This window comes from Frateuria terrea (assembly GCF_900115705.1).
GTDB lineage: Bacteria > Pseudomonadota > Gammaproteobacteria > Xanthomonadales > Rhodanobacteraceae > Frateuria_A > Frateuria_A terrea.
In genome coordinates, this window is sequence record NZ_FOXL01000003.1 from 335,264 (window position 1) to 356,245 (window position 20,982).

Consider the following 20,982-nt stretch of genomic DNA (forward strand, 5'->3'; position numbering starts at 1 on the left):
GCCAGCGCAAGGCGCCAACGGAGCCCGGCAGTGTAATCGGGGGAATGGGTCGGTTCAAGCCTCGACGCGGTGCAATCGGCCACTTTGCAGGAAAGACCCAGTCCGGCGTGCTTTCGGGATTCGAAATGCGCCGCGCCGGCAAAAACCTCGCGTCCAGGTACCCACCAGGCGCACTTCGCTTTTCGTTGCCGTGCGCGCTATGGTTGAATCCGAGCCCTAGCCATGCGGCGCGGGCTTGAGGAGGCGACATGATCGACGCGGATGGCTATCGCCCCAACGTAGGCATCGTGCTGCTCAACGGCGATGGCCGGCTGTTCTGGGCCCGCCGCGTCAGCCACGATGGCTGGCAGTTCCCGCAGGGTGGCATGCGCAGCGACGAGACGCCGCTCGAAGCGATGTACCGCGAACTGGCCGAGGAAACCGGCCTGGCGCCCGAGCACGTGGAGGTCATCGCCAACACCCGCGGCTGGCTGCGCTACCGCCTCCCCAACCGCTACGTGCGCCACCACCAGCGACCCACCTGTATCGGCCAGAAGCAGGTGTGGTTTCTGCTGCGCCTGGTCGGCGGCGAGGACGTACTCAAGCTGGATGCCTGCGACAAACCGGAGTTCGACATCTGGCGCTGGGTGGATTTCTGGTACCCGACGGTGCACGTGGTCAACTTCAAGCGCCAGGTTTACGAGCGGGCGCTGCGCCATTTCGCGCCGCTGGTGGAGGAGCTGCTCAGCGTCAAGCTGGGCTCGCTCCCGCGAGCTGAGGAAGGCGCACAGCCGGGCGACCGCGCCGTCGCCTGAATCCGGGCCGCGGAAGTCATTTGACAATCATTCGCATTCGCGTTGGAATGCGCGGCATGTACATTTGCCTCTGCAACGCCGTGACTGACGGCGATATCCGACGCGCCGTCGCGGGCGGCGTGCGTACGTTCGCCGAACTGCAGGCGCGCACCGGTTGTTCGGACTGCTGTGGCTGCTGCGAGCCCGAAGCACGCGCCACCCTGGACGCCGCGCTGGCCCCTGTGGCGTTTCCGCTGCCGTTGGTCACTGCGTAACCAGACCGGTTCAGGCCATCCAAAACGCAACCATTCGCGTTACTCCCCACGGGGGACCAGGCCGTATAGTCCCCGGTCGGCCCCGCACCGGAGACTTCCATGAAAGGCGACGCCAAGGTCATCGAGTACCTCAACAAGGTGCTCTACAACGAGCTGACCGCGATCAACCAGTACTTCCTGCATTACCGCATGTTCAAGGACTGGGGCTATGGCGAACTGGCCGAGCACGAGTACAAGGAATCGATCGAGGAAATGAAGCACGCCGATCGCCTGATCGAGCGGATTCTGTTCCTCGACGGCCTGCCCAACCTGCAGCACCTGGGCAAGCTGCGGATCGGCGAGAACGTGCCGGAGTGCATCCAGGGCGACCTCGACCTCGAGCTGGCAGCCGCCATCGACCTGCGTGCGGCCATCGCACACAGCGAGGGCATCGCCGACTACATCAGCCGCGACCTGTTCAAGACCATCCTGCACGACGAGGAAGAGCACATCGACTGGCTCGAGACCCAGCTCAACCTGGTCAAGGACATCGGCACCGGGCGCTACCTGCAGAGCAAGATGGGCAGCTGAAGTGAAGGCCCGGACCTGATCCGGCCCCTGTAATTTTCAACCGGGCAAAGCGTGCGACCGTTCCTTGACGCTCTCGTCACGCTGCAGCTATACCGGTCACCCCAGCAGTCCTGGATCTCCACATGGCTTCACGCCCGCCCCCGCGCTTCGTCGTGCGCCCGCACGATGAGGCCAGCCTGCGCCGCCGCCGCCGCCGGCTGTGGCTGGGCGCGGCGTGGCTGGCCAGCATGCTGTTGACCGCAATCGTGGTCGGTACGCTGGCCTGGCGCACCACGCCAGCGGCGATCGACCACCGCGAAGCCCGGCAACTGGCAGCGCAGAACGAGCAGCTCAAACAGCAGATCGCCAACCTGAAGCGCGCGCAGCAGGTCACTGAGATCGCCACCAAATCATTGCGCGGCACGCTCACCGAGCGCGACGAGGAGATCAACGGCCTGCGTGCCGACCTCGGCTTCTATTCGCGCCTGGTCGGTGGCAACGCGCAGCGCGAGGGACTCAAGGTGCAGGAAGTGCAGTTGCGCCCGGTGAGCGGCTCGCACGCCTGGAATCTGGCGCTCAGCCTGACCCAGAACGCCAAGCGGGGCAGCGACGTCAACGGTACGGTCACGATCAGCGTGGAAGGCGTGCGCGGGGACAAGGTGGTCGCGCTGGACTGGCCGGCGCTGGGCGATGCCGCACAGAAGGATGGCCTGCCGTTCCGTTTCCGCTATTTCCAGCAGTTGCACGCCACGTTCATGCTGCCTGCCGACTTCAAGCCGACGCGGCTGCGTATCCACGTCAAACCCGAGGGAGACGAGGCCGTCGACCGCGCCGTGGCGTGGAACGACGCGCTGTCGGGCAACCTCACCACGATCGAAGGGGGAAACTGACCATGTTCAACCGTCGCCGCACCGACCGCGCCAGCGGCAGCAACGACACCAGCCTAATCGCCCGCGGCACGGTGATCCGTGGCGACCTGCGCTTCAGCGGTGCGCTGCATCTGGACGGCCGCATCGAGGGCACCGTGCTGGCCGAAGGCGAGGATGCGGTGTTTACCCTGAGCGAGCATGGGCAGGTACGGGGCGACATCCATGTGCCGCACGTCATCGTCAATGGCACCGTTGAAGGCGACATCCACGCCGGCGAGCGACTGGAGCTGGCACCTCTGGCGCGCATCATCGGCGACGTGCATTACCGCACGCTGGAGATGGCCGGCGGCGCGCAGGTCAACGGCCGCATGAGCCACCGCGTGGAATCAGTCGCGCGCGAACTGCCTGCGCCCGTTGCCGCCGAGCAAACCGAACTGGATCAGGCCGTACCGGCCTGACTGCGGCGCCCGACAGGCGCTATCCTTGAGATCGCGCCTCCGCAACCGCACATCCGCCACATGGAAACCGTCCTTTCGATCCCCGACTACCGCCAGGCCGGCGCCCCGCTGGTCTTCACCGAGGCCGCCGCGCGCAAGGTGCACGAGTTGATCGTCGAGGAGGGCAACCCGGCGCTGAAGCTGCGCGTCTACATTTCCGGCGGTGGCTGCTCGGGGTTCCAGTACGGCTTCACCTTCGACGAGGCACAGGCCGAGGACGACTTCGCGCTCGATCGCGAAGGTGTCACGTTGCTGGTCGACCCGCTCTCGCTGCAGTACCTCACCGGCGCGGAAATCGACTACGCCGAGAGCCTGTCCGGCGCGCAGTTCGTGATCCGCAATCCGAATGCCAAGACCACCTGCGGCTGCGGCTCTTCGTTCTCCACCTGAGCCGCCGATGAGCGCTGGCGTCACCAACATCTTCGCCGGCCTGAGCCTGGTGCTCGACCGCATGTCCGAACGCCGCGACCACGAGGCATGGCTGGCCGAACAGGCCGGTTGCCGAGAGGCGCGCTACCTGGTGCTCGATGCCCCTGGCGACAGCTACCTGCTGCGCGACAGCGAAGGCCTGCGCTGGTTGAGCGAAGGCGAGCGGCGCGAATGGTTCGGCGAGGTTCCCATCAGCTTGCTGGGGGTCGCGGACGGATGTCCGCACTTCCTGCTCGCGCTGGACGAGACCCACCCGGTCGATGCGCTGGAAGAACGCCTGGCCGCGCGTCGCATCGGCCTGCGCGAGGCCGGCCTGCGCCTGCCCGCCGCGGAGGCGGGGTTGTTCGCCTATGCCAAGGGGCTGGCGCACTGGCAGCGCGAAACACGTTTCTGCAGCAGCTGCGGCGCGCCGCTCAGGCGAGTCGCCGCAGGCCATCGCATGCAGTGCACCGGCGCGGCCTGCGGCCGGCTGCATTTCCCGCGCACCGATGCCGCGATCATCACGGTCGTCGAACACGACGGGGCCTGCCTGCTCGGGCGACAGGCCAGCTGGCCCAGGGGCCGTTGGTCCGCTTTGGCAGGCTTCGTCGAGCCGGGCGAGTCGCTGGAGGATGCCGTACGGCGTGAGGTGGCCGAGGAGGCCGGCGTGCGTGTGGGCGAGGTGCACTACCACTCCTCGCAACCCTGGCCGCTGCCGGCTTCGCTGATGGTCGGCTTCATCGCCGGCGCGCTGGACCCTGCCATCGACCTGCGCGACGGCGAACTGGAAGACGCGCGCTGGTTCACTCCCGAGCAGATCGTGGCTGGCCTGGCGGACGGCAGCTTCGCCGCGCCGACGCGGCTGTCGGTGTCCTACCAGTTGCTGGCGCACTGGTTGCGCGCGCGTGCCGGCCTGGAACTCGACGCCCTCGTCTCGCCCTAGAAGCATCACTGGCGCCGCCACAGGGCGCACGAAGTGCTTGCCCTACAATGGCCGGGCACTTCCAGGAGCTTTCCCCGATGGCCTCAAGCCTGCTCGCTGCCCTCATCGCCCTCGGCCTGCTGCATCTGCTGCCGCAGCTTGCACAGTGGCGCGGCGACGGCGTGTTCCGTGCCTGGGTGCGGCAGCTGGATGACACCGACGGCCGCGGCCGCGTGCTGCTGACACTCATCGTGCCGACGGTGCTCTGCCTGCTGCTGGCCGACCTGTTCGGTCGCCTGCCGCTGGGCGGCTTCCTGCAGCTGGCTTTCGCCGTGCTCGTGCTGCTCTATGGACTGGGGCCGCACGCGTTCGAGGCGGACCTGGAAGCGATCCTGCACGCACCCGATCCGGTCGCCCGGCAGAAGGCCGCGCAGCGCCTGGCCGAACCGGGCGGGCAAGTCGTCTGGAGTGCGCATGCGTTGGGCGAAGCGGTGGCCATGGCCGCGCTGCGGCGGCGATTCGGCGTGCTGTTGTGGTTCTTCCTGCTTGGCCCCGCCGGGGCCCTGCTCTATCGGCTGGCGCAGACCCTGGGCCGCGACCAGACGCTGGCGCTCGATGCCGCCAGCCGTATCCACGCACGCTACGTCGCCAATGCGCTGGATTGGCTCCCGGCGCAGTTGCTGGTCTTCACCCTGGCCCTGGTCGGCCATTGGGATGCGGTGATGGCCGCCTGGCGGCGCTGGCGCCAGCACGCCGCCCCGACCAGTTGGTACACCGACGATCCCGACTTCCTCGCGGCCGCCGCCTGCGCCGACATTTCGGTCGAGATCGAGGCGGGCGACGGCTATGCCGAGGAGCGCACCGACCCGCTGCTCGAGCTGGCGCGCATGCGCAGTGCCTTCCTGCGCGCGCTGCTGGCGTGGTTGAGCGTCGTTGCGCTCATCGTGCTGGGAGGCTGGCTCACCTGATCTGCTAGAGGGCGGCAAGGAGGTCGTTTGGGTCAGGCCAGGGTGCCGCGCAATTCACGCACGCGTGTTTCCAGCGCATCCAGCTGCAGCCGCCCCGGCGACACCGGTGCGTCGATCACCAGTTCCACCCGCGCACGGAACCGCCGCGGCAACCGCGCGCGCCCCAGCCGCGTATCACGCCGGCTCCACACGCTGCCCCACAGGCCGCGCAGCGCCATCGGCAGCACCGGGACCTGGCGGCGTTCGAGGACACGCAGCAAGCCCGGCCGGAAGGGAGCAATGTCACCGTCGCGCGTCAGTGCGCCTTCCGGAAAGATGCATACCAGCTCGCCGGCAGCAAGCGCCTCGTCGATCGCCTCGTAGGCCGCTGCCAGCACCGCAGGGTCCTCCTTCTGCCCGGCGATCGGAATGGCCCTGGCCGTGCGGAAGACGAAACGCAGCAGCGGCATGTCGAAGATGCGGTAGTACATGACGAAGCGCGCCGGACGTCGCAGGTTGGCCATCAGCAGCAACGGGTCCATGAGGCTGACGTGGTTGCACACCAGCAGCGCCGGTCCCTCTTCCGGCACGTGGCGCATGCCCTCCACGCGCACGCGGTAGAGCGTGTTCACCAGCACCCAGGTGATGAAGCGCATCGGGAACTCGGGCACCAGTGTGAAGATATACGCCGCCACCGCCACGTTGAGCAGCGACGCGGCCAGGAAAGTCTCCACGGCATCGAAGCCCAGTGCGCCCAGTCCCAGCCCGAAGCCCGCCGCCAGCACGATCAGCAGTGCGTTGACGATATTGTTGCCGGCAATCACGCGCGAGAGCTGCTCGCGCGGCGTGCGTGCCTGCACGAAAGCGAACAACGGCACCACGTAGAAGCCGGCGAACACGCCGATCAGGGTCAGGTCCAGCGCCACCCGCCAGCTGCCAGCGCCATGCAGGAAAGCGCGCCAGTCCAGGCCATGCGCCTGCGCCACTCCGTGCCGCGCGAGGTACAGGTCCACACCGAACACGGTCAGCCCGAACGCGCCCAGCGGCACCAGGCCGATCTCCACGCGCCTGCCGGACATGCGCTCGCACAACAACGCGCCCACGCCGGTGCCGATCGAGAACAGGGTGAGCACCAGCGTGTTGACCGAGCCGTCGCCGCCCAGTGTCTCGCGCGTGTAGTTGGGCAACTGCGCGATCAACACCGTGCCGAAGAACCAGAACCAGGAAATGCCGAGCACCGCGTTGAACACCGCGCGGTCGCGCCGCACGATGCCAAGCACGCGCGCGGTTTCGCTGAAAGGGTTCCAGTTGAACTTCAGTCCGGGCGCTGTCGCCGGTGCCGGCGGAATGCGCCGGCTGGCCAGGTAGCCGGCTACTGCGACGGCGATGGTTGCCGACGAAGCCAGCCAAGGTCCGATGCCGGCCACCAGCATCAGCGAGTTGCCGGCGATCATGCCGACCAGCATGGCCAGCTGCGTGCCCATCTCCACCAGTCCGTTGCCGCCGACCAGTTCGCCGGGCTCGAGTGCTTGCGGCAGGATGGCGTACTTGATCGGTCCGAAGGTGGTCGAGTGCACCCCCATCAGGAACAGCACCACCAGCAACAGCGTGGTGTCGTGCGTGTGGAAGCCGATCGCAGCCAGCGCCATGGCAGCGATCTCGAACAGCTTTACCGCGCGGATGATGCGCGTCTTCTCGTATTTCTCCGCCAACTGCCCGGCGGTCGCCGAAAACAGGAAGAACGGCAGGATGAACAGCGCCGGCGCCAGGTTGGTGTAGAGCGACACGCTGCGATCGTCCAGCCCCATCTGGAACGCCACCAGCATTACCAGCGCGTTGCGGAAGGCGTTGTCGTTGAACGCGGCCAGCGCCTGGGTCCAGAAAAACGGCGCGAAGCGGCGTTGGCCGAGCAGGTCGAATTGGCTCATGCGGGTCCTGAGCGGGGGGCTGGGGCAAGCCTAGCGTGAAAGCCGCCGGCCGATCCTTCCGTTGCGGGCGCGGCCGGTTAGGCATACCTTGCGCCGGGGAAGGTACCGCCGGGGGGCGGAGCGCTGTCGTGCATGCCAGTGCAGCCTTCCGTGGCGCTCAAGGCGCCCGCCAACCTGGCGCCTGCGTTTCGAGAGGGGAACACGATGGACATGAGCCGGAGATATCTGGTCTGGGCCCTGTGCTATGCCGCCGCCGGCATGGCGCTGGGCATCTACATGGCTGCCTCGCACAACCATGGGGAGCTGGTGACGCACGCCCACGTGTTGCTGGTCGGCTTCGTGCTGTCGCTCGTCTACGGGATCATCCACCGGTTGTGGCTGGAGGCGCCGCGCCGCGCGATCGCCCTGACCCAGTTCGTGCTGCACCAGGCTGCAGCCATCGCGATGCTGACCGGGCTGTTCCTGCTCTACGGCGGCAAGGCGAGCGAGGCGACGCTTGCGCCGCTGCTGGGCATCGGTTCGAGCGGCGTGCTGCTGGGCATGCTGCTGATGCTGTACATGGTGCTGCGTCCGGGCACCGCGCCGGCCATCCAGACCTCTCCTACGGACAAGGCCGCCTTCTGAGCGCATCTCGCCTCGTCACCCCCGGGGCGGCCGTCGCCCCGGCTCATGGCTACTTGAGATGCCAGGACCCCCCGTCGCCGATCCACAGGCACTGCCTGGCGGCGGCGGGGCACCGCTCGGCCACATGGATGCCGTCCACCGGAAGTTTCAGGCGCCAGGCCAGGCCGAACGCTCCGACGGCATAGAAGCGATGGTTGTCGTGGACGGCCACCCACAAGGGGTAGCCCACCTGCCGGTGTTCGAGCTCCTGCAGCATGCCCTCTGCCCAGCGGGCCCGCCCGATGAGGCCGGGGTGATCCAGCTGGCGCGTTATCCCAACGGCTGTCCAGGAGGAGAAGGCAATCAACCCAAGGATGACCCATAGCCTCGGCTGGTTGACCGCGCAATACGCCAACGAAATCGTCGGCAATATCGCCGCGATAGCGGCGTAATACGCGTAGCTGTTCCACGACAGCAGGAAGTACGGGCCGTAGGCGGCTCCGGCGAAGAGAACCATGGAAAGCCATTGACGTGGCGTCAGGAGCGAACGGCCCGGCCAGAAGGCCATCACGAACGCACCCAGCATGGGCAGGGCCGTAAGAGCTATCCAGGCCAGAGCGTGTAGCCGCTCCCCTGGCGCGGCCATGCGCAACGCCTCGCGCGGGACGCCCGACATCCATGCTGCGAACGCAAGAGCGTTGCGGATGAGGTTACTCCCGAACACCAGCTGATAGGCAGCGTCCGTGCGGGTGGTGAAGTGCGCATGCAGCACCAGCCAGGTCGCGGTGAGGGCGCCACAGACAAGGATGGTGGCCACCTCGCCCGTTCGTGCGCGTAGTTGTCCGGTGAACAGCCGGAGGATGATCATCAGGACGACCGTCAACACGGCCGATTCCTTGCTCAGCAGCGCCAGCGACAGCGTCATCGGGATGCTCGCCAGCAACAGGACGCGACGCAGGCCCTGGGCTTCGGCGGCGCCGATCCAGGCGGCCAGGCAGAGCGCGGTGAACAAGGTGAGGAAGGAGTTGTTCGCCGCGGCGGCCCAATGAACCGGAAGCATGTGCATGGCCAGGCCGGCATACATGAGCCCGGCAAGCCCGGCGGTCGCTCCAGGCATCGGCCACTTGCACGCGCGGCCAATGGTGAGCGCCAGTAGGGCCACCCCCATGCTTGCCAGCAGATGAAGGCACAAGCTCACGATGTGGGTGGCGAACGCGTTGTCGTGCAGGAACGCGTCGATCAAGCGCCAATAGCCCTCCTGGGAGAGCGGCCGCCAGAACTGCGAGAGCGTCGTCGGCACGAAGTCGGACCACCAGGGGGCCGACGAAAGGTTGGTCGTATGGGCTGCGTAGATGTAGAGGTAATCGTCGCCCCAGAAAGGCGTGCGCAGGGCCGGCAGCCACATGAGCAGCACGGAAGCGCCCAGAAACGCGATCCCGATCCAGACCCTGGACCGGACCGGTCCAGTCAACAATGGGTTGATAGCCATGTGGCCCGTCGCGTCCGCTGCGTTCGAGGACCTGGAGCCATGAGGACGGTCAGCACGACGACACCAGGACCCAGGCACGCGGCGCGCGGCGCCACAGGCGAAGCCGGCCGCCAGCGTTGGTCGGACACAGCCGCAGCGACGGCATCAGGTCCCGCGCCGCAACGCCCGGTGCGCGATGTCGCGCCTGCAGAACGCGCCGTTGAAATGGATCTTCGAGACAGCCTCGTAGGCGTGTTCGCGCGCGGCGGCGAGGTCGCTGCCCAGCGCACAGACGGTCAGTACGCGCCCGCCCGCGGTGGTCACGCGGCCCTGCTCATCGAGCCGCGTGCCGGCATGGAACACTTTTACGGTCGGGTCGAATGCGCCGTCCAGGCCGCCGATCGGGTCGCCACTGCGCACCCGGCCGGGGTAGCCTTCGGCTGCCACCACCACGCCGATGGACGGGCGGCTGTCCCACTGTGCGCGGGTGTGGCGCAGTTCGCCGTCGAGCGCCGCCTCGATCAGTTCGACCAGGTCGGACTTCAGGCGCAGCATGATGGGCTGGGTTTCCGGGTCGCCGAAGCGCACGTTGAACTCGATCACCTTGGGTGCGCCCGACTTGTCGATCATCAGGCCGGCGTAGAGGAACCCTATGAACGGCGCGCCCTCGGCCGCCATGCCGCGCAGGGTCGGCTCGATCACTTCCTTCAGGATGCGCTGCTCGACCGCGCCGGTGACCACCGGCGCCGGCGAGTAGGCGCCCATGCCGCCGGTGTTGGGGCCGAGGTCACCCTCGTCGCGCCGCTTGTGGTCCTGGCTGGAGGCCATCGGCAGCGCGTGGCTGCCGTCGCTCATCACGATGTAGCTGGCCTCCTCGCCATCGAGGAATTCCTCGATCACCACGCGTGCCGAGGCATTGCCGAAGGCGTGCCCGCCCAACATGTCGTGCAGCGCCTGCTCGGCATCGGCCAGGGTCAGCGCCACCACCACGCCCTTGCCTGCGGCCAGGCCGTCGGCCTTGATCACAATCGGCGCCCCATGCTGGCGCACGTAGGCAAGCGCACCACCAAGCTCGTTGAAGACGGCATAGCGCGCGGTGGGGATGTTGTGGCGGAGCAGAAAGTCCTTGGCGAACGCCTTGGAACCCTCCAGCTGCGCCGCAACCGCGCGCGGCCCGAAAATGCGCAGTCCGGCGCCGCGGAAACGGTCGACCACGCCGGCAACCAGCGGTACCTCCGGGCCGACCACGGTCAGCTCGACCTTTTCAGCCTTGGCCAGCTTGAGCAAGCCGTCCAGGTCGTTCATCGCCACTTCGGCGTTGCGCACGCCACGCTCACGCGCGGTGCCGGCATTGCCCGGGGCGACGATCACTTCGCTGACCCGCGGCGACTGCTTGAGCTTCCACGCCAATGCGTGCTCGCGCCCGCCGCTGCCGATGACCAGGACCTTCATGCACTCTCCCAAGCGTGTGGTGCGCCCGCGGGCGCAGGCGCGCATTGTAGCGGTGCCGCCGCAACGCGTTGGAGCGGCAGGGCCGGCTTCAACCCGCCTTTGGGGCAAAGTTACGAGTGCGAGTGGTGGCGGGCGAGCACTTCGAGGAGCGCGGCGCGCGGCAGCTTGCCGGTCTCGTTGCGTGGCAGCGCGGCTACCCTGAGCAGGGGGCGCGGCAGGAATACCGGATCGATCGCCCGGCGCAACGTGTCGAGTATGGCGTGCTCGTCCAGCTCCGGCGCCACCGCCAGTGCGGCGATGCGGTGCACGCCCAGCGCGTCGCCGTCGTCAAGCTGGAATACCACGCCATCGCGTACGCCCGGAATGGCCAGCAGGCGGCGCGTGAGATCGCCCAGCGAGGCACGCTTGCCGGCGATCTCCAGCATGTCGGCCTGGCGCCCGCGCAGACGGAAGCGGCGACCGTCGGCGGACAGGCTCACGATGTCGGCCAGCAGCCGCGGCGCATCCAGTTGCGGAGCCTCGACCTGGGTGCCGTCGGGCTGGGGGTGCAACTGGACGTCCGGGTAGAGCGACCAGTCGTCTTCCTGGGTGGTCCGGCGGCTGGCAAATACACAGGTTTCGGTCGAACCGAAGACTTCCTGCAGCGGCGCGCCGAAACGCTCCTCCGCCGCCTGCGCCAGCTCCGGCGGCATCGGCGCGGTGGCCGAGACCATCGCCGCCAGCGGCGGCAACACGATGCCCGATTCGACCAGCGCACGCAGGTGTACCGGAGTGGTCACAAGCACGCGCGGCGCCGGCAGGTCGGCCAGTGCGGCGGCGACGTCGGCGGGGAAGAAGGGCCGTCCCGCATGCACGCCGACGCCGCCCAGCAGCGGCAGCAGCACGCTCATCTCCATGCCGTACATGTGCTGCGGCGGCACCGTGGCAACGACGCTGAACCGCTCGCCGACCACCGCACGCAGCATCGCCAGGTTGCCGGCGTTGCTGGCGTGGAAACTGCGCCAGGTCTTCAGGTTGGCGCTGGGTGTCCCGGTCGAGCCGGAGGTATAGCCGATCGCCACCACCTGGCCGGCCGGGATCTGCGGCCAGCCTTCCGCCTCGTCATCGCAGGGCAGTGCCGTCAACGCCGGCAGCCGGTGGTAACCGGTCGGCGCCGGATCCAGCGCCAGCTCTCCCAGTGCGTAGCAGCCCGGATGCGCGGCCATCACTTCGTCCACCGCCTGGGGTGCACGCGAGGAGGGCAGCAGATTGGTCTGCCCGCGCAGTGCGATGGCGCAAAAGGCAACCAGGAAGGCATAACGGTCTTCGCACAGGTTCACCGCGGCGCCGGCGCCGGGCAGCGTGGCGGCGGCCTGGCGCACGTGGGCCAGGAACTGCGCGGCACTGACGCTCTGCCCGTCGCGCCAGGCCAGCACGCGTGTGGGCGTGTCCGCGTGCAGCAGCGCCAGGCGTTGCGGGGCCTCGCGCTGGAAGGTGTCGTAAACGATGGCCAAGCCGCTATCTCCAAGTTCGCCATGCGCCAGACGCACACAGCATGGCCGCCGACCGCTGCAAGCCGGCGTGAAGTGCGTGTGTGCTGCCGTCCCACCGCAGGCCATCCATCGGGCCGGTGGCGTCCCCTGGACGCTCAGGCGCGGATGATAGCGCCGGAGAGCGCATCGCGGATCACCGTCGGGCGCTCCTGCCCCCCAAGCGGCGCGTCGAGCACACCGTCGAGCGCCTCACCGAAGTAGTCCAGCACCATCGCCGCACTGCGCGCCGCGGGCGAGCCGTGCGGGTTGGCGCTGGTCGAGACCAGCGCGCCGCCGTAGGCGCGGCAGAGCGCAGCAGCTGGCGCGTGCGCCGTCACCCGTAGCGCGATGCCCGCGTGCGCACCGGCGACCCAGGCTGGTACCGCCGCAGTGCGGGGGAAGATCCAGGTGTTCGGCCCCGGCCAGCTGGCCTTGACCTGCGCGAGCACTTCGGCCGGGACCTTGGCCAGATCGACGTAGTGCTCGACCTGGGCGAAATCAGCCGCAATCAGCAGCACGCCCTGCGTCGGTGGGCGCTGCTTGAGGGCGAACAGGCGCTCGAAGGCGGCCTGGTCGTGCGGATCGCAGCCGAGGCCGTAAACCGCCTCGGTAGGGTAGGCCAGCACGCCGCCACGGCGCAGCAGCGCTGCAGCGGCGTCGCAGTCGGCCAGGGCGTAGCGCGCGGTCACGTCGGAGCGCCGGCCTTGCCTGCCTTTTTCGCCGCCGCCTTCTTGGTGGCGCTTTTCTTGGCCGCCTTCGTGGCGGTGGTCTTCTTGGTCGCAGCCTTTTTCGCCGGAGCCTTCTTTGCCGCCGCTTTTTTCGCCGGCGGTGCCTTCTTCGCGGCGGCTTGCTTGGTGGTCGTCTTGCGCCCGAAGCGACCCTTCTTGGCCGGCGCGGCGGCGAGCAGCTCCAGGCACTGCGCCTCGGTGAGGTCCTTCGGCTCGGTCTCCTTGGGGATGCGCGCGTTCTTCTCGCCGTCGGTGATGTACGGCCCGTAGCGGCCGTTGAGCACCTGCACGCCGTTGCCGAAGTCGGCGATCACGCGGTTGGCCAGCATCTCCAGCTTTTCGTGCACGATCTGCAGCGCGCGCGGCAGCTCGATGGTGTACGGGTCGTCCTCGGGCTTGAGCGAGGCATAGGTGCTGCCCTGCTTGACGAAGGGGCCGAAGCGGCCGATGCCTACGCTTACTTCCTCGCCGCTTTGGCTGGTGCCGAGCATGCGCGGCAGCTTGAACAGCTCCATCGCCTGCTCGAGGGTAATGGTGTGCATGCTCTGCCCGGGACGCAGGGAGGCGAACTGCAGCTTCTCGTCGGTGTCCTTGTCGCCGATCTGCGCGTAGGGCCCGTAGCGACCCAGGCGCACGGACACCGGCTTGCCGCTCTTCGGGTCGATGCCCAGTTCGCGCGCGCCGGTGGCTTCGCTGCGGTCCACCGATTCGGTCTTCTCCTCGACCTGGGTCTTGAACGGCTGCCAGAAACGCTCCATCAGCGGCACCCAGGCTTCCTCGCCGCGGCTGACCGCATCGAGCTCGTCTTCCAGTTTGGCCGTGAAGTCGTAATCGACGTACTGGTTGAAGTGCTGGGTGAGGAACTTGCCCACCGCGCGGCCGACGTCGGTCGGCTTGAAGCGGCGGCTGTCGAGGAACACGTATTCGCGGTTCTGCAGCACCTGGATGATGCTGGCGTAAGTGGACGGGCGGCCGATGCCGTATTCCTCCAGCGCCTTGACCAGGCTGGCCTCGGAGTAGCGCGGCGGCGGCTCGGTGAAGTGCTGGTCGGCCAGGATGTCCGCTACCGCGACCTGCTCGCCCCTGGCCAGGCGCGGCAGCCGGCGGCCTTCCTCCTCGTCCTCGGCGCTCTTCTGGTCGCGGCCTTCCTCGTACACGGCCAGGAAGCCCGGATCGACCACGGTGGTGCCGGTTGCGCGGAATGCGGCCGGGCCGCCGGCGACCTGCGGCAGCTCGAAATCCACCGAGACGGTGTTGAGCGTGGCGTGGATCATCTGGCAAGCCACCGTGCGCTTCCAGATCAGTTCGTAGAGCTTGCGCTGTTCGTCATTGAGGAAGGCGGCAACCTGGCGCGGCGTGCGCATGGCCGAGGTCGGCCGGATCGCCTCGTGCGCCTCCTGCGCGTTCTTGGACTTGGTGCGGTAGACCTGCACGCCCTCGGGCAGCGCGTTGCGGCCGAAGTCGCGGGCGATCAGCGCACGCAGCTCGTCGGTCGCCTCGGTGGAAAGGGCGGTGGAGTCGGTACGCATGTAGGTGATCAGTCCGACGTTGCCCTCGCTGCCGAGGCTGACGCCCTCGTAGAGGCCCTGGGCGATCTTCATCGTGCGGCTGGTGCCGAAGCCGAGCTTGCGCGCGGCCTCCTGTTGCAACGTGGACGTGGTGAATGGTGGCGCCGGCCGGCGCTTGCGCTCCTTGGAGCTGACCTCGCTCACCGTCAGGCGGCCGTGCGCCGCCTCCGTGAGGGCCGCGCGTGCGGCCAACGCGTCTCGCTCGTTGGTGAGGTCGAACTGCTCGAACTTCTTGCCGTTGAGCTTGGTCAGGCGCGCGCCGAAATCACCCTCGGCATGTTTCAGTTTGGCCTCGACCGTCCAGTATTCGCGCGCCACGAAGGCTTCGATCTCCTCCTCGCGCTCGACGATCATGCGCAGCGCCGGGCTCTGCACGCGGCCGGCCGAAAGACCGCGCTGCACCTTGCGCCACAGCACCGGCGACAGATTGAAGCCGACCAGGTAGTCCAGCGCGCGGCGGGCCTGCTGCGCGTCGACCATGTCGTACGAAAGCCCGCGCGGCTGCGCCACCGCAGCCTTGATCGCCTTGGGCGTGATCTCGGAGAACACCACCCGGTGCATGCGTTTGCCTTCGGTCAGGCCACGCTCCTTGAGGATCTCGCTGATATGCCAGGAAATCGCCTCGCCCTCGCGATCCAAGTCGGTCGCGAGGTAGATGTCGTCGGCCACCTTGGCCGCCTTGGCGATGGCATCGACGTGCTTCTCGTTGCGCTCGATCACCTCGTATTTCATGGCGAAGCCATGGTCCGGGTCGACCGCGCCCTCCTTCGGCTTGAGGTCGCGCACGTGGCCATAGGAGGCGAGGACCTGGAAGTCCTTGCCGAGGTATTTGTTGATCGTCTTGGCCTTGGCGGGCGACTCGACGATAAGTAGGTTCTTGGCCATGGGGCAGGGGGTTTCCGGAAGCGGTCCGTGCCGCCGGTTGGCGGGCACACTCTTTATTAGTTGAGCCATGCGCTCGCAGCGACTGTCAAGCCGGATCGCGTGAAACCGCGACGTGGCGCGGCTTGGCGGCGGTGCCCGATCACCCTGCCGGAGCCGGCCGGGGATGCCGCGAGGGCCCGGATCCAGGGCAAAGCCCATTCCAACCGCACTGCGAAAGTGCCGGTCAGACCATCACCAGACGCTGGTAGCGATTGCCCGGCAGACTTTCGACCTGGCCTTCCAGTTCCAACATCAGCAACATCGAGGCCAGCGCGGCTGGCGCCAGTCCGGTACGGGTCGCCAGTTCATCGAGCGTAGCCGGGTCATGACCGAGCGCTTCACGCAGGCATTCGCGGTCTGGATCGGCCTGGCTGGTGCCGGTCGGCGACGCAATGTCGTGCGATGACGCGTCGGCCAGCCGCGCGGCGAGCTCCACGCCGAGCGCACGCGCCGCCGGCGCCAGTACCTCGACCAACTCGGCGGGCTCCTCGACCAGCCGCACGCCTTCGCGGATCAGCCGGTGGCAGCCGCGCGCCAGCGGATTGTGCACCGAGCCGGGCAGGGCGAACACTTCGCGGCCCTGCTCGCCGGCCAGCCTTGCGGTGATCAGCGAGCCGGACTTGAGCCCCGCCTCGATCACCAGCGCGCCCAGCGACAGTCCCGCGATGAGCCGGTTACGGCGCGGGAAGTGGTCCGCTCGTGGCGGGGTGCCCGGCGGGAATTCACTCACCAACGCGCCGTCCGAGGCGATCGCCTGCGCCAGCGCCTGGTGCTTGCGCGGGTAGACCCGGTCCGGACCGGTGCCGACCACCGCGACGGTCGACCCGCCTGCATGCAGCGCCGCGGCGTGCGCTGCACCGTCCACGCCGTCGGCCAGGCCGCTGGTGACCACGAAGCCTGCCTGCACCAGCGCACCGGCGAAGCGACGCGCCTGCGCCAGCCCGCCCGCGGTGGCGCCACGCGCACCGACGATGGCCACCTGCGGATGCAACAGCAGCGCCGCGTCGCCAGCGACGAACAGGGCTGCCGGCGGTTGCGCGACGTGCTCCAGCAGCGGCGGAAAATCGGCGTCGGTGCAGCAGAGCAGTCGATGCCCGGGCACGGCGAGCCAGGCGAGGTCTTCGGCCAGGCGCGCCTCATTGGGGTGCCGAAGCCAGGTGCGTGCATCCTCGCCCAGACCGTCCGGCGACCGGCGCAGGCCCTGCAGCGCGGCGAGAATGTCGCCCGCGCGCAGCCGCTCGCGCAACGCCGCCCAGCCCAGCCCGGGCGTCCTCAGCAGGACCAGCCAGGCGCGCAGTACATCCGTGTCACTCATCGGGCCAGTGTAGGCAGACGCCAACAAAAAACGGCGCGGCCATGGCCGCGCCGTCATGTCGGGGAAAACCGCGACGAGCTTATTCGGGCATCGCCAGGCGGTCGCCGCGGTGCACCGGTCGCAGGCCATCCATCACCAGGCCGTAGCTGACGCGGTCGAAGGTGCGGAAGACCATCACGTGGCCGACGAATTCCTCAGGCAGCGTGACCTTCTCGCCCGAACCGCGGCTCCAGCTGTTGCTGGCGACGTCGTCGTGGATGCGCTCGCCCGGCTGGAACATCGCATACGTCTGGCCGTTGTCGACGCCATCTTTCGCGCCGATCGAGAGCGCCACGACCTGGCGCGGGCCGGCCGCATCCATCGCGTCGGCAAAGGCGATGACGCGGGCATTGGCCGGCACCGACTGCGGCGCGTGCGGGTAGTAGTAGGGATCGTAGGCCGGGCCGTCCAGTGGCAGCACGCGGTCACCGGCGCGGATCTCCTGGGTGGCGTCCAGCAGCAGCAGGGTGGACGGATCGCCCTCGCGCAGGGTCTCGGCGGTGCCGATCACGCTGACTTCGACGCCCAGGTCCTCGCCGCGGCCATAGTGGCCGTCGCCGCGAAAATCTTCCGCCCAGGGGGTACGCACCATCGCTACATTGGTGTCGAGCTCATGGCCGACGATGCCATTCTCGGCGTCGTTCGGGTCGTCCTGCTCGAAGCCGCGGTACACATGGGTCGGGCGCACGATCGCCCAACGCTGCCCGGGCGCGCTCTTCAGGCCGCGCACGTAAAGATTCTGCCCCACCGCACCACGCAGCCGCGCTTCCTCGAAACCGACCACGTACGGCGCAGCGCTCACTTCGTTGGAGTCCATCACCCGCATGTCCTTGAGGAACATGCGCAGCTGGTCCAGCGGGATCGCCGGCACGGCCTCGCCTTCGCGATGCGCGCTCGGCTCCAGCTTGAGCCGGGGGCCGTTGATGAAGGACAGGTTGAGTACGTCGCCCGGGTAGATCAGATGCGGATTGCGCACCTGCGGGTTGGCCTGCCAGATCTCCGGCCACAGCCACGGCTTGGAGAGGAACTTGGCCGAGATGTCCCACAGCGTATCGCCGCGTCGGACGGTGTAGGTATCGGGATGATCGGCGCGCAGCTGGGCGCCGGCGGCGTACACGGCAACCGTGACCAGCATGCCGGCCAGCAGCCCGATGGACTTCTTGATCATATGCGTCGATTCCCCTAGCCCCCGAGGCTCGGGCGAGTGTAACCGAACGGTGAAGGCCCGCAACCGGCAGCAGTTGGCAAAATCGCCTGCCGCACGGGAGCTTGCCGCCGTACAATAAGGCCCATTCTAGATTTGCGCCCGGGCTTCCGTTAGGCCGATTCGCCCGCATCCTGGAGGCGCCCGAGGTGACCGAAAATGTCCGTACTGACCATCCTTGAATTTCCTGACCCGCGACTGCGCACGCAGGCCGCGCCGGTGACCGTTTTCGATGCCGAGCTGAAGCAGTTCGTCGCCGACATGTTCGAGACCATGTACGCGGCCAACGGCGTGGGCCTGGCCGCGACCCAGGTCAATGTGCACAAGCGCGTGCTGGTGGCCGACATGAGCGAGGATCGCAACCAGCCGCTGGCGCTCGTCAATGCCGAGATCATCGCGAGGGACGGCACCCAGGTTTACCAGGAGGGCTGCCTGTCCTTCCCCGGTATCTATGCCGACGTCACCCGTGCACTGAAGGTCACGGTCAAGGCGCAGGACGTGGACGGCAAGACGTTCACCGTGGACGCCGAGGGGCCGCTGGCGGTGTGCATCCAGCACGAGCTCGACCACCTGGCAGGCAAGGTATTCGTCGACTACCTCTCCCCGCTCAAGCGCAACATGCTGCTCAAGCGCCTTGAGAAGCAGCGCAAGCAGGCGGCGAGCGCTTGAGGATCGTCTTCGCCGGCACGCCGGAGTTTGCCGTTCCCTGCCTGCAAGCCTGCCGCGCCAGCGGGGCGCAGGTGGTTGCCGTCTACACCCAGCCTGACCGTCCCGCCGGCCGTGGCCGCAAGCTCGCTCCCAGCCCGGTGAAGCAGGCCGCCCTGGCCGCCGGCCTGGCCGTCGAGCAGCCGGAGTCGCTGAAGTCGCCCGAAGCCCGGGCCAGGCTCGCCGGTCATGCACCGGACCTGCTGGTGGTGGTCGCCTACGGACTGCTCCTTCCGCGCAAGGTACTGGCCATCCCGCCGCTGGGTTGCTGGAACGTGCACGCCAGCCTGTTGCCGCGCTGGCGTGGTGCCGCGCCGATCCAGCGGGCGATCCTCGCCGGCGATGCCGAGAGCGGGGTGGACCTGATGCGCATGGAAGCGGGCCTGGATACCGGCCCGGTACTGCTCGAAAAGCGCACGCCGATCGGGCCGGACGACACCGGCGGCACGCTGCATGACCGCCTGTCGCTGCTGGGCGCCGAGGTGCTCGCCGAGGGCCTGCGTCGCACGCTGGCCGGTCAAGTGCTGGCGGCGACGCCGCAGCCGGCCGAAGGCGTGACCTACGCACACAAGCTGGATAAAGCCGAGGCGAGGCTGGACTTCGGCCGGCCGGCGATCGAGCTGGAGCGCACGGTGCGCGCGTTCGACCCATGGCCGGTGGCCGAAGGCGAAATCGGCGGCGAAAGCGTGCGGATCTGGTCTGCGCAGGCGATCGATCGGCACCACGACGCCACGCCCGGCTCCGTGCTCTCCGCCAGCCGCAACGGCATCGAGCTGGCCTGCGGCAACGGCGCGCTGCGGGTGACCGCGTTGCAACGGCCCGGCGGCAAGCGCATCAGCGCGGCCGACTACCTCAACGCGCGCCCCGAGCTGCGTGGAGCGCCCAAGTGAAGCTGACGCCACACTCTCTCCGCGCCGCGGCGAGAAGGTGCAGTTCGCGGCGATGACCGACACCCGCGCCCTCGCCGCCACTGCCCTGGCCGACATCGCCCTGCGTGGCACCTCGCTGCGCGAAGCGATGGAACGGCATGCCCCAAGGCTTCCCGACCCCAGGGATCGTGCCCTGCTGATGGCCCTGCTCAGCGAGGGAGCGCGCTGGTGGCTGCGGTTCGATCCGGCGCTCGATCGCCTGCTGGCCCAGCCGCTGCGGCGCAAGGAACCGGCCGTGCACGCGCTGCTGGTGCTGGGCCTGGTGCAGCTGGAAATCCTCGGACTGAGCGACTACGCGGCAGTGGCGGCCACGGTCGAGGCCACCCGCACACTCAAGCGACCGCACCTGGCCGGGCTGGTCAATGCCGTGCTGCGCCGTTGGCAGCGCGAGCGCAACGAGCGGCTGGCGGCTCTCGACGGTGCCCCGCCGACCCGCCATGCGCACCCGGCCTGGCTGGCCGACGCCCTCGCCCGCGACTGGCCGGACCAGGCCGATGCAGTGCTGTCTGCCGACAATCGCGAACCGCCGTTGATGCTCCGCGCCAACCGCCGCCGCACCACGCGCGAAGCGCTGGTGGAACGCCTTCGACTGGACGGCCAGGCGGCCGCACCCCACCCGTGGCTCGTCGATGCCGTCGTGCTGCCGCACAGCGGCGACGTCACCCGCCTGCCGGGATTTGCCGAGGGCCTGTTCGCGGTGCAGGACGGCGCCGCCCAGGTCGCCGCCGACCTGCTCGATATCGGCCCGGGCCAACGCGTGCTCGATGCGTGCGCCGCGCCCGGCGGCAAGGCCTGCCACCTGCTCGAACGAACCGATCTCGCGCTCACCGCGCTGGATTCGGACCCTGCCCGCCTGCGCCGCATCGGCCAGAACCTCGATCGCCTCGGCCTGCGTGCCGACCTGCGCGTCGGCGACGCCGGCATGCCGGACGCATGGTGGGATGGCCAGCCATACGACCGCATCCTGATCGATGCCCCCTGTTCGGCCACCGGCGTGCTGCGCCGACGCCCGGACGTCCGGTTGCACCGGCGCGAGAGCGACATTCCCACGCTCGCCACGCTGCAGCAGCGCATCCTCGGTGCGCTGTGGCCGCTGCTCAAGCCGGGCGGCAAGCTGCTCTACGCGACCTGCTCGCTGTTGCGCGCGGAGAACGAGGCGGCGGTGCAATCGCTGCTCGCCAATGCCACCGACGCCCATCCGCTGCCGTTCACCCTGCCGGCAGGCCACGCTGCTGCGGTCGGCTGGCAGATCCTGCCAGGCGATGGCGACCTGGACGGCATGTACTATGCCGTCCTCGAAAAGCAGCAGCGGCTCAGCACCGGGTAAGCCCAGCCCGGTTACAACGTTTGCTGCTCCGCACGGATTGC

General features: G+C 68.5%; 20 protein-coding genes. 12 read left to right on the forward strand and 8 right to left on the reverse strand.

What is annotated here, in order from left to right; all coding sequences use genetic code 11:
• Positions 1–248: 248 nt before the first annotated feature.
• The 8 genes from BMZ38_RS05345 (at position 249) to BMZ38_RS05380 (ending at position 5,261) form a co-directional block, all read left to right on the forward strand.
• A complete protein-coding gene (locus tag BMZ38_RS05345; protein ID WP_091335068.1) occupies positions 249–794 on the forward strand; it encodes an RNA pyrophosphohydrolase in 546 nt (181 codons plus the stop codon).
• A gap of 47 nt (positions 795–841) precedes the next feature.
• The gene (locus BMZ38_RS05350) at positions 842–1,048 is read left to right on the forward strand and encodes a (2Fe-2S)-binding protein (RefSeq protein WP_091335070.1); all 207 of its coding nucleotides are present in this window, start codon (positions 842–844) and stop codon (positions 1,046–1,048) included.
• A 99-nt stretch (positions 1,049–1,147) separates the two neighbouring features.
• Positions 1,148–1,618: a bacterioferritin gene (gene bfr, locus BMZ38_RS05355; protein WP_091335075.1), complete on the forward strand. Its 471-nt coding sequence runs from the start codon at positions 1,148–1,150 to the stop codon at positions 1,616–1,618.
• 122 nt (positions 1,619–1,740) lie between these two features.
• The gene (locus tag BMZ38_RS05360) at positions 1,741–2,487 is read left to right on the forward strand and encodes a DUF6776 family protein (RefSeq protein ID WP_091335077.1); all 747 of its coding nucleotides are present in this window, start codon (positions 1,741–1,743) and stop codon (positions 2,485–2,487) included.
• 2 nt (positions 2,488–2,489) lie between these two features.
• Entirely contained in the window at positions 2,490–2,924 is a 435-nt protein-coding gene (locus tag BMZ38_RS05365; protein WP_091335079.1) for a bactofilin family protein, read from the forward strand.
• Between the two features lie 60 nt (positions 2,925–2,984).
• On the forward strand, positions 2,985–3,353 hold the full coding sequence (erpA, locus tag BMZ38_RS05370; RefSeq protein ID WP_091335081.1) for an iron-sulfur cluster insertion protein ErpA: 369 nt from the start codon (positions 2,985–2,987) through the stop codon (positions 3,351–3,353).
• Positions 3,354–3,360: 7 nt separating this feature from the next.
• A complete protein-coding gene (nudC, locus tag BMZ38_RS05375; protein ID WP_091335084.1) occupies positions 3,361–4,314 on the forward strand; it encodes an NAD(+) diphosphatase in 954 nt (317 codons plus the stop codon).
• A gap of 77 nt (positions 4,315–4,391) precedes the next feature.
• Positions 4,392–5,261 (forward strand): beta-lactamase induction protein, encoded by an 870-nt coding sequence (locus BMZ38_RS05380; protein ID WP_091335086.1) that lies wholly within the window; start codon positions 4,392–4,394, stop codon positions 5,259–5,261.
• A gap of 32 nt (positions 5,262–5,293) precedes the next feature.
• Here BMZ38_RS05380 and BMZ38_RS05385 read toward each other — a convergent pair whose 3' ends face one another.
• Positions 5,294–7,168 (reverse strand): MFS transporter, encoded by a 1,875-nt coding sequence (locus BMZ38_RS05385; RefSeq protein WP_091335089.1) that lies wholly within the window; start codon positions 7,166–7,168, stop codon positions 5,294–5,296.
• A gap of 210 nt (positions 7,169–7,378) precedes the next feature.
• Here BMZ38_RS05385 and BMZ38_RS05390 point away from each other — a divergent pair, with 210 nt between their 5' ends.
• Positions 7,379–7,792 carry a TonB-dependent receptor gene (locus BMZ38_RS05390; RefSeq protein ID WP_245747187.1) on the forward strand — a complete coding sequence of 138 codons (414 nt, stop codon included), beginning with the start codon at positions 7,379–7,381 and terminating at the stop codon, positions 7,790–7,792.
• A gap of 49 nt (positions 7,793–7,841) precedes the next feature.
• On the opposite strand, the gene BMZ38_RS05395 is transcribed toward BMZ38_RS05390, so the two are convergent.
• The 7 genes from BMZ38_RS05395 to BMZ38_RS05425 all read right to left on the reverse strand — a co-directional run bounded on the left by BMZ38_RS05395 (position 7,842) and on the right by BMZ38_RS05425 (position 17,944).
• Complete coding sequence (locus BMZ38_RS05395; RefSeq protein ID WP_091335091.1) at positions 7,842–9,260, reverse strand: hypothetical protein; 1,419 nt, start codon at positions 9,258–9,260, stop codon at positions 7,842–7,844.
• A 144-nt stretch (positions 9,261–9,404) separates the two neighbouring features.
• Positions 9,405–10,691: a phosphoribosylamine--glycine ligase gene (gene purD, locus BMZ38_RS05400; RefSeq protein ID WP_091335093.1), complete on the reverse strand. Its 1,287-nt coding sequence runs from the start codon at positions 10,689–10,691 to the stop codon at positions 9,405–9,407.
• Between the two features lie 110 nt (positions 10,692–10,801).
• Positions 10,802–12,184, reverse strand: coding sequence for an AMP-binding protein (locus BMZ38_RS05405; protein ID WP_091335096.1), 1,383 nt, complete (start codon positions 12,182–12,184; stop codon positions 10,802–10,804).
• Between the two features lie 134 nt (positions 12,185–12,318).
• The gene (tsaC, locus tag BMZ38_RS05410) at positions 12,319–12,891 is read right to left on the reverse strand and encodes an L-threonylcarbamoyladenylate synthase type 1 TsaC (protein WP_091335099.1); all 573 of its coding nucleotides are present in this window, start codon (positions 12,889–12,891) and stop codon (positions 12,319–12,321) included.
• Entirely contained in the window at positions 12,888–15,383 is a 2,496-nt protein-coding gene (locus tag BMZ38_RS05415; protein WP_091335101.1) for a DNA topoisomerase I, read from the reverse strand. The genes tsaC and BMZ38_RS05415 overlap by 4 nt, the downstream gene beginning before the upstream one ends.
• A gap of 223 nt (positions 15,384–15,606) precedes the next feature.
• Positions 15,607–16,737 carry a DNA-processing protein DprA gene (gene dprA, locus BMZ38_RS05420; protein ID WP_091335648.1) on the reverse strand — a complete coding sequence of 377 codons (1,131 nt, stop codon included), beginning with the start codon at positions 16,735–16,737 and terminating at the stop codon, positions 15,607–15,609.
• A 79-nt stretch (positions 16,738–16,816) separates the two neighbouring features.
• The gene (locus BMZ38_RS05425; protein WP_091335103.1) at positions 16,817–17,944 is read right to left on the reverse strand and encodes a LysM peptidoglycan-binding domain-containing protein; all 1,128 of its coding nucleotides are present in this window, start codon (positions 17,942–17,944) and stop codon (positions 16,817–16,819) included.
• A gap of 195 nt (positions 17,945–18,139) precedes the next feature.
• Between BMZ38_RS05425 and def the strand changes: the two genes are divergently transcribed.
• From def to rsmB, 3 genes are read left to right on the forward strand one after another with little or no spacing between them, the layout of a single operon-like run.
• Positions 18,140–18,649 carry a peptide deformylase gene (gene def, locus BMZ38_RS05430; RefSeq protein WP_091335105.1) on the forward strand — a complete coding sequence of 170 codons (510 nt, stop codon included), beginning with the start codon at positions 18,140–18,142 and terminating at the stop codon, positions 18,647–18,649.
• The gene (gene fmt, locus BMZ38_RS05435) at positions 18,646–19,575 is read left to right on the forward strand and encodes a methionyl-tRNA formyltransferase (protein WP_091335107.1); all 930 of its coding nucleotides are present in this window, start codon (positions 18,646–18,648) and stop codon (positions 19,573–19,575) included. Before def ends, fmt begins: the two co-directional genes overlap by 4 nt.
• A 52-nt stretch (positions 19,576–19,627) precedes the next feature.
• Positions 19,628–20,941: a 16S rRNA (cytosine(967)-C(5))-methyltransferase RsmB gene (rsmB, locus tag BMZ38_RS05440; protein WP_091335109.1), complete on the forward strand. Its 1,314-nt coding sequence runs from the start codon at positions 19,628–19,630 to the stop codon at positions 20,939–20,941.
• Positions 20,942–20,982: the final 41 nt, after the last annotated feature.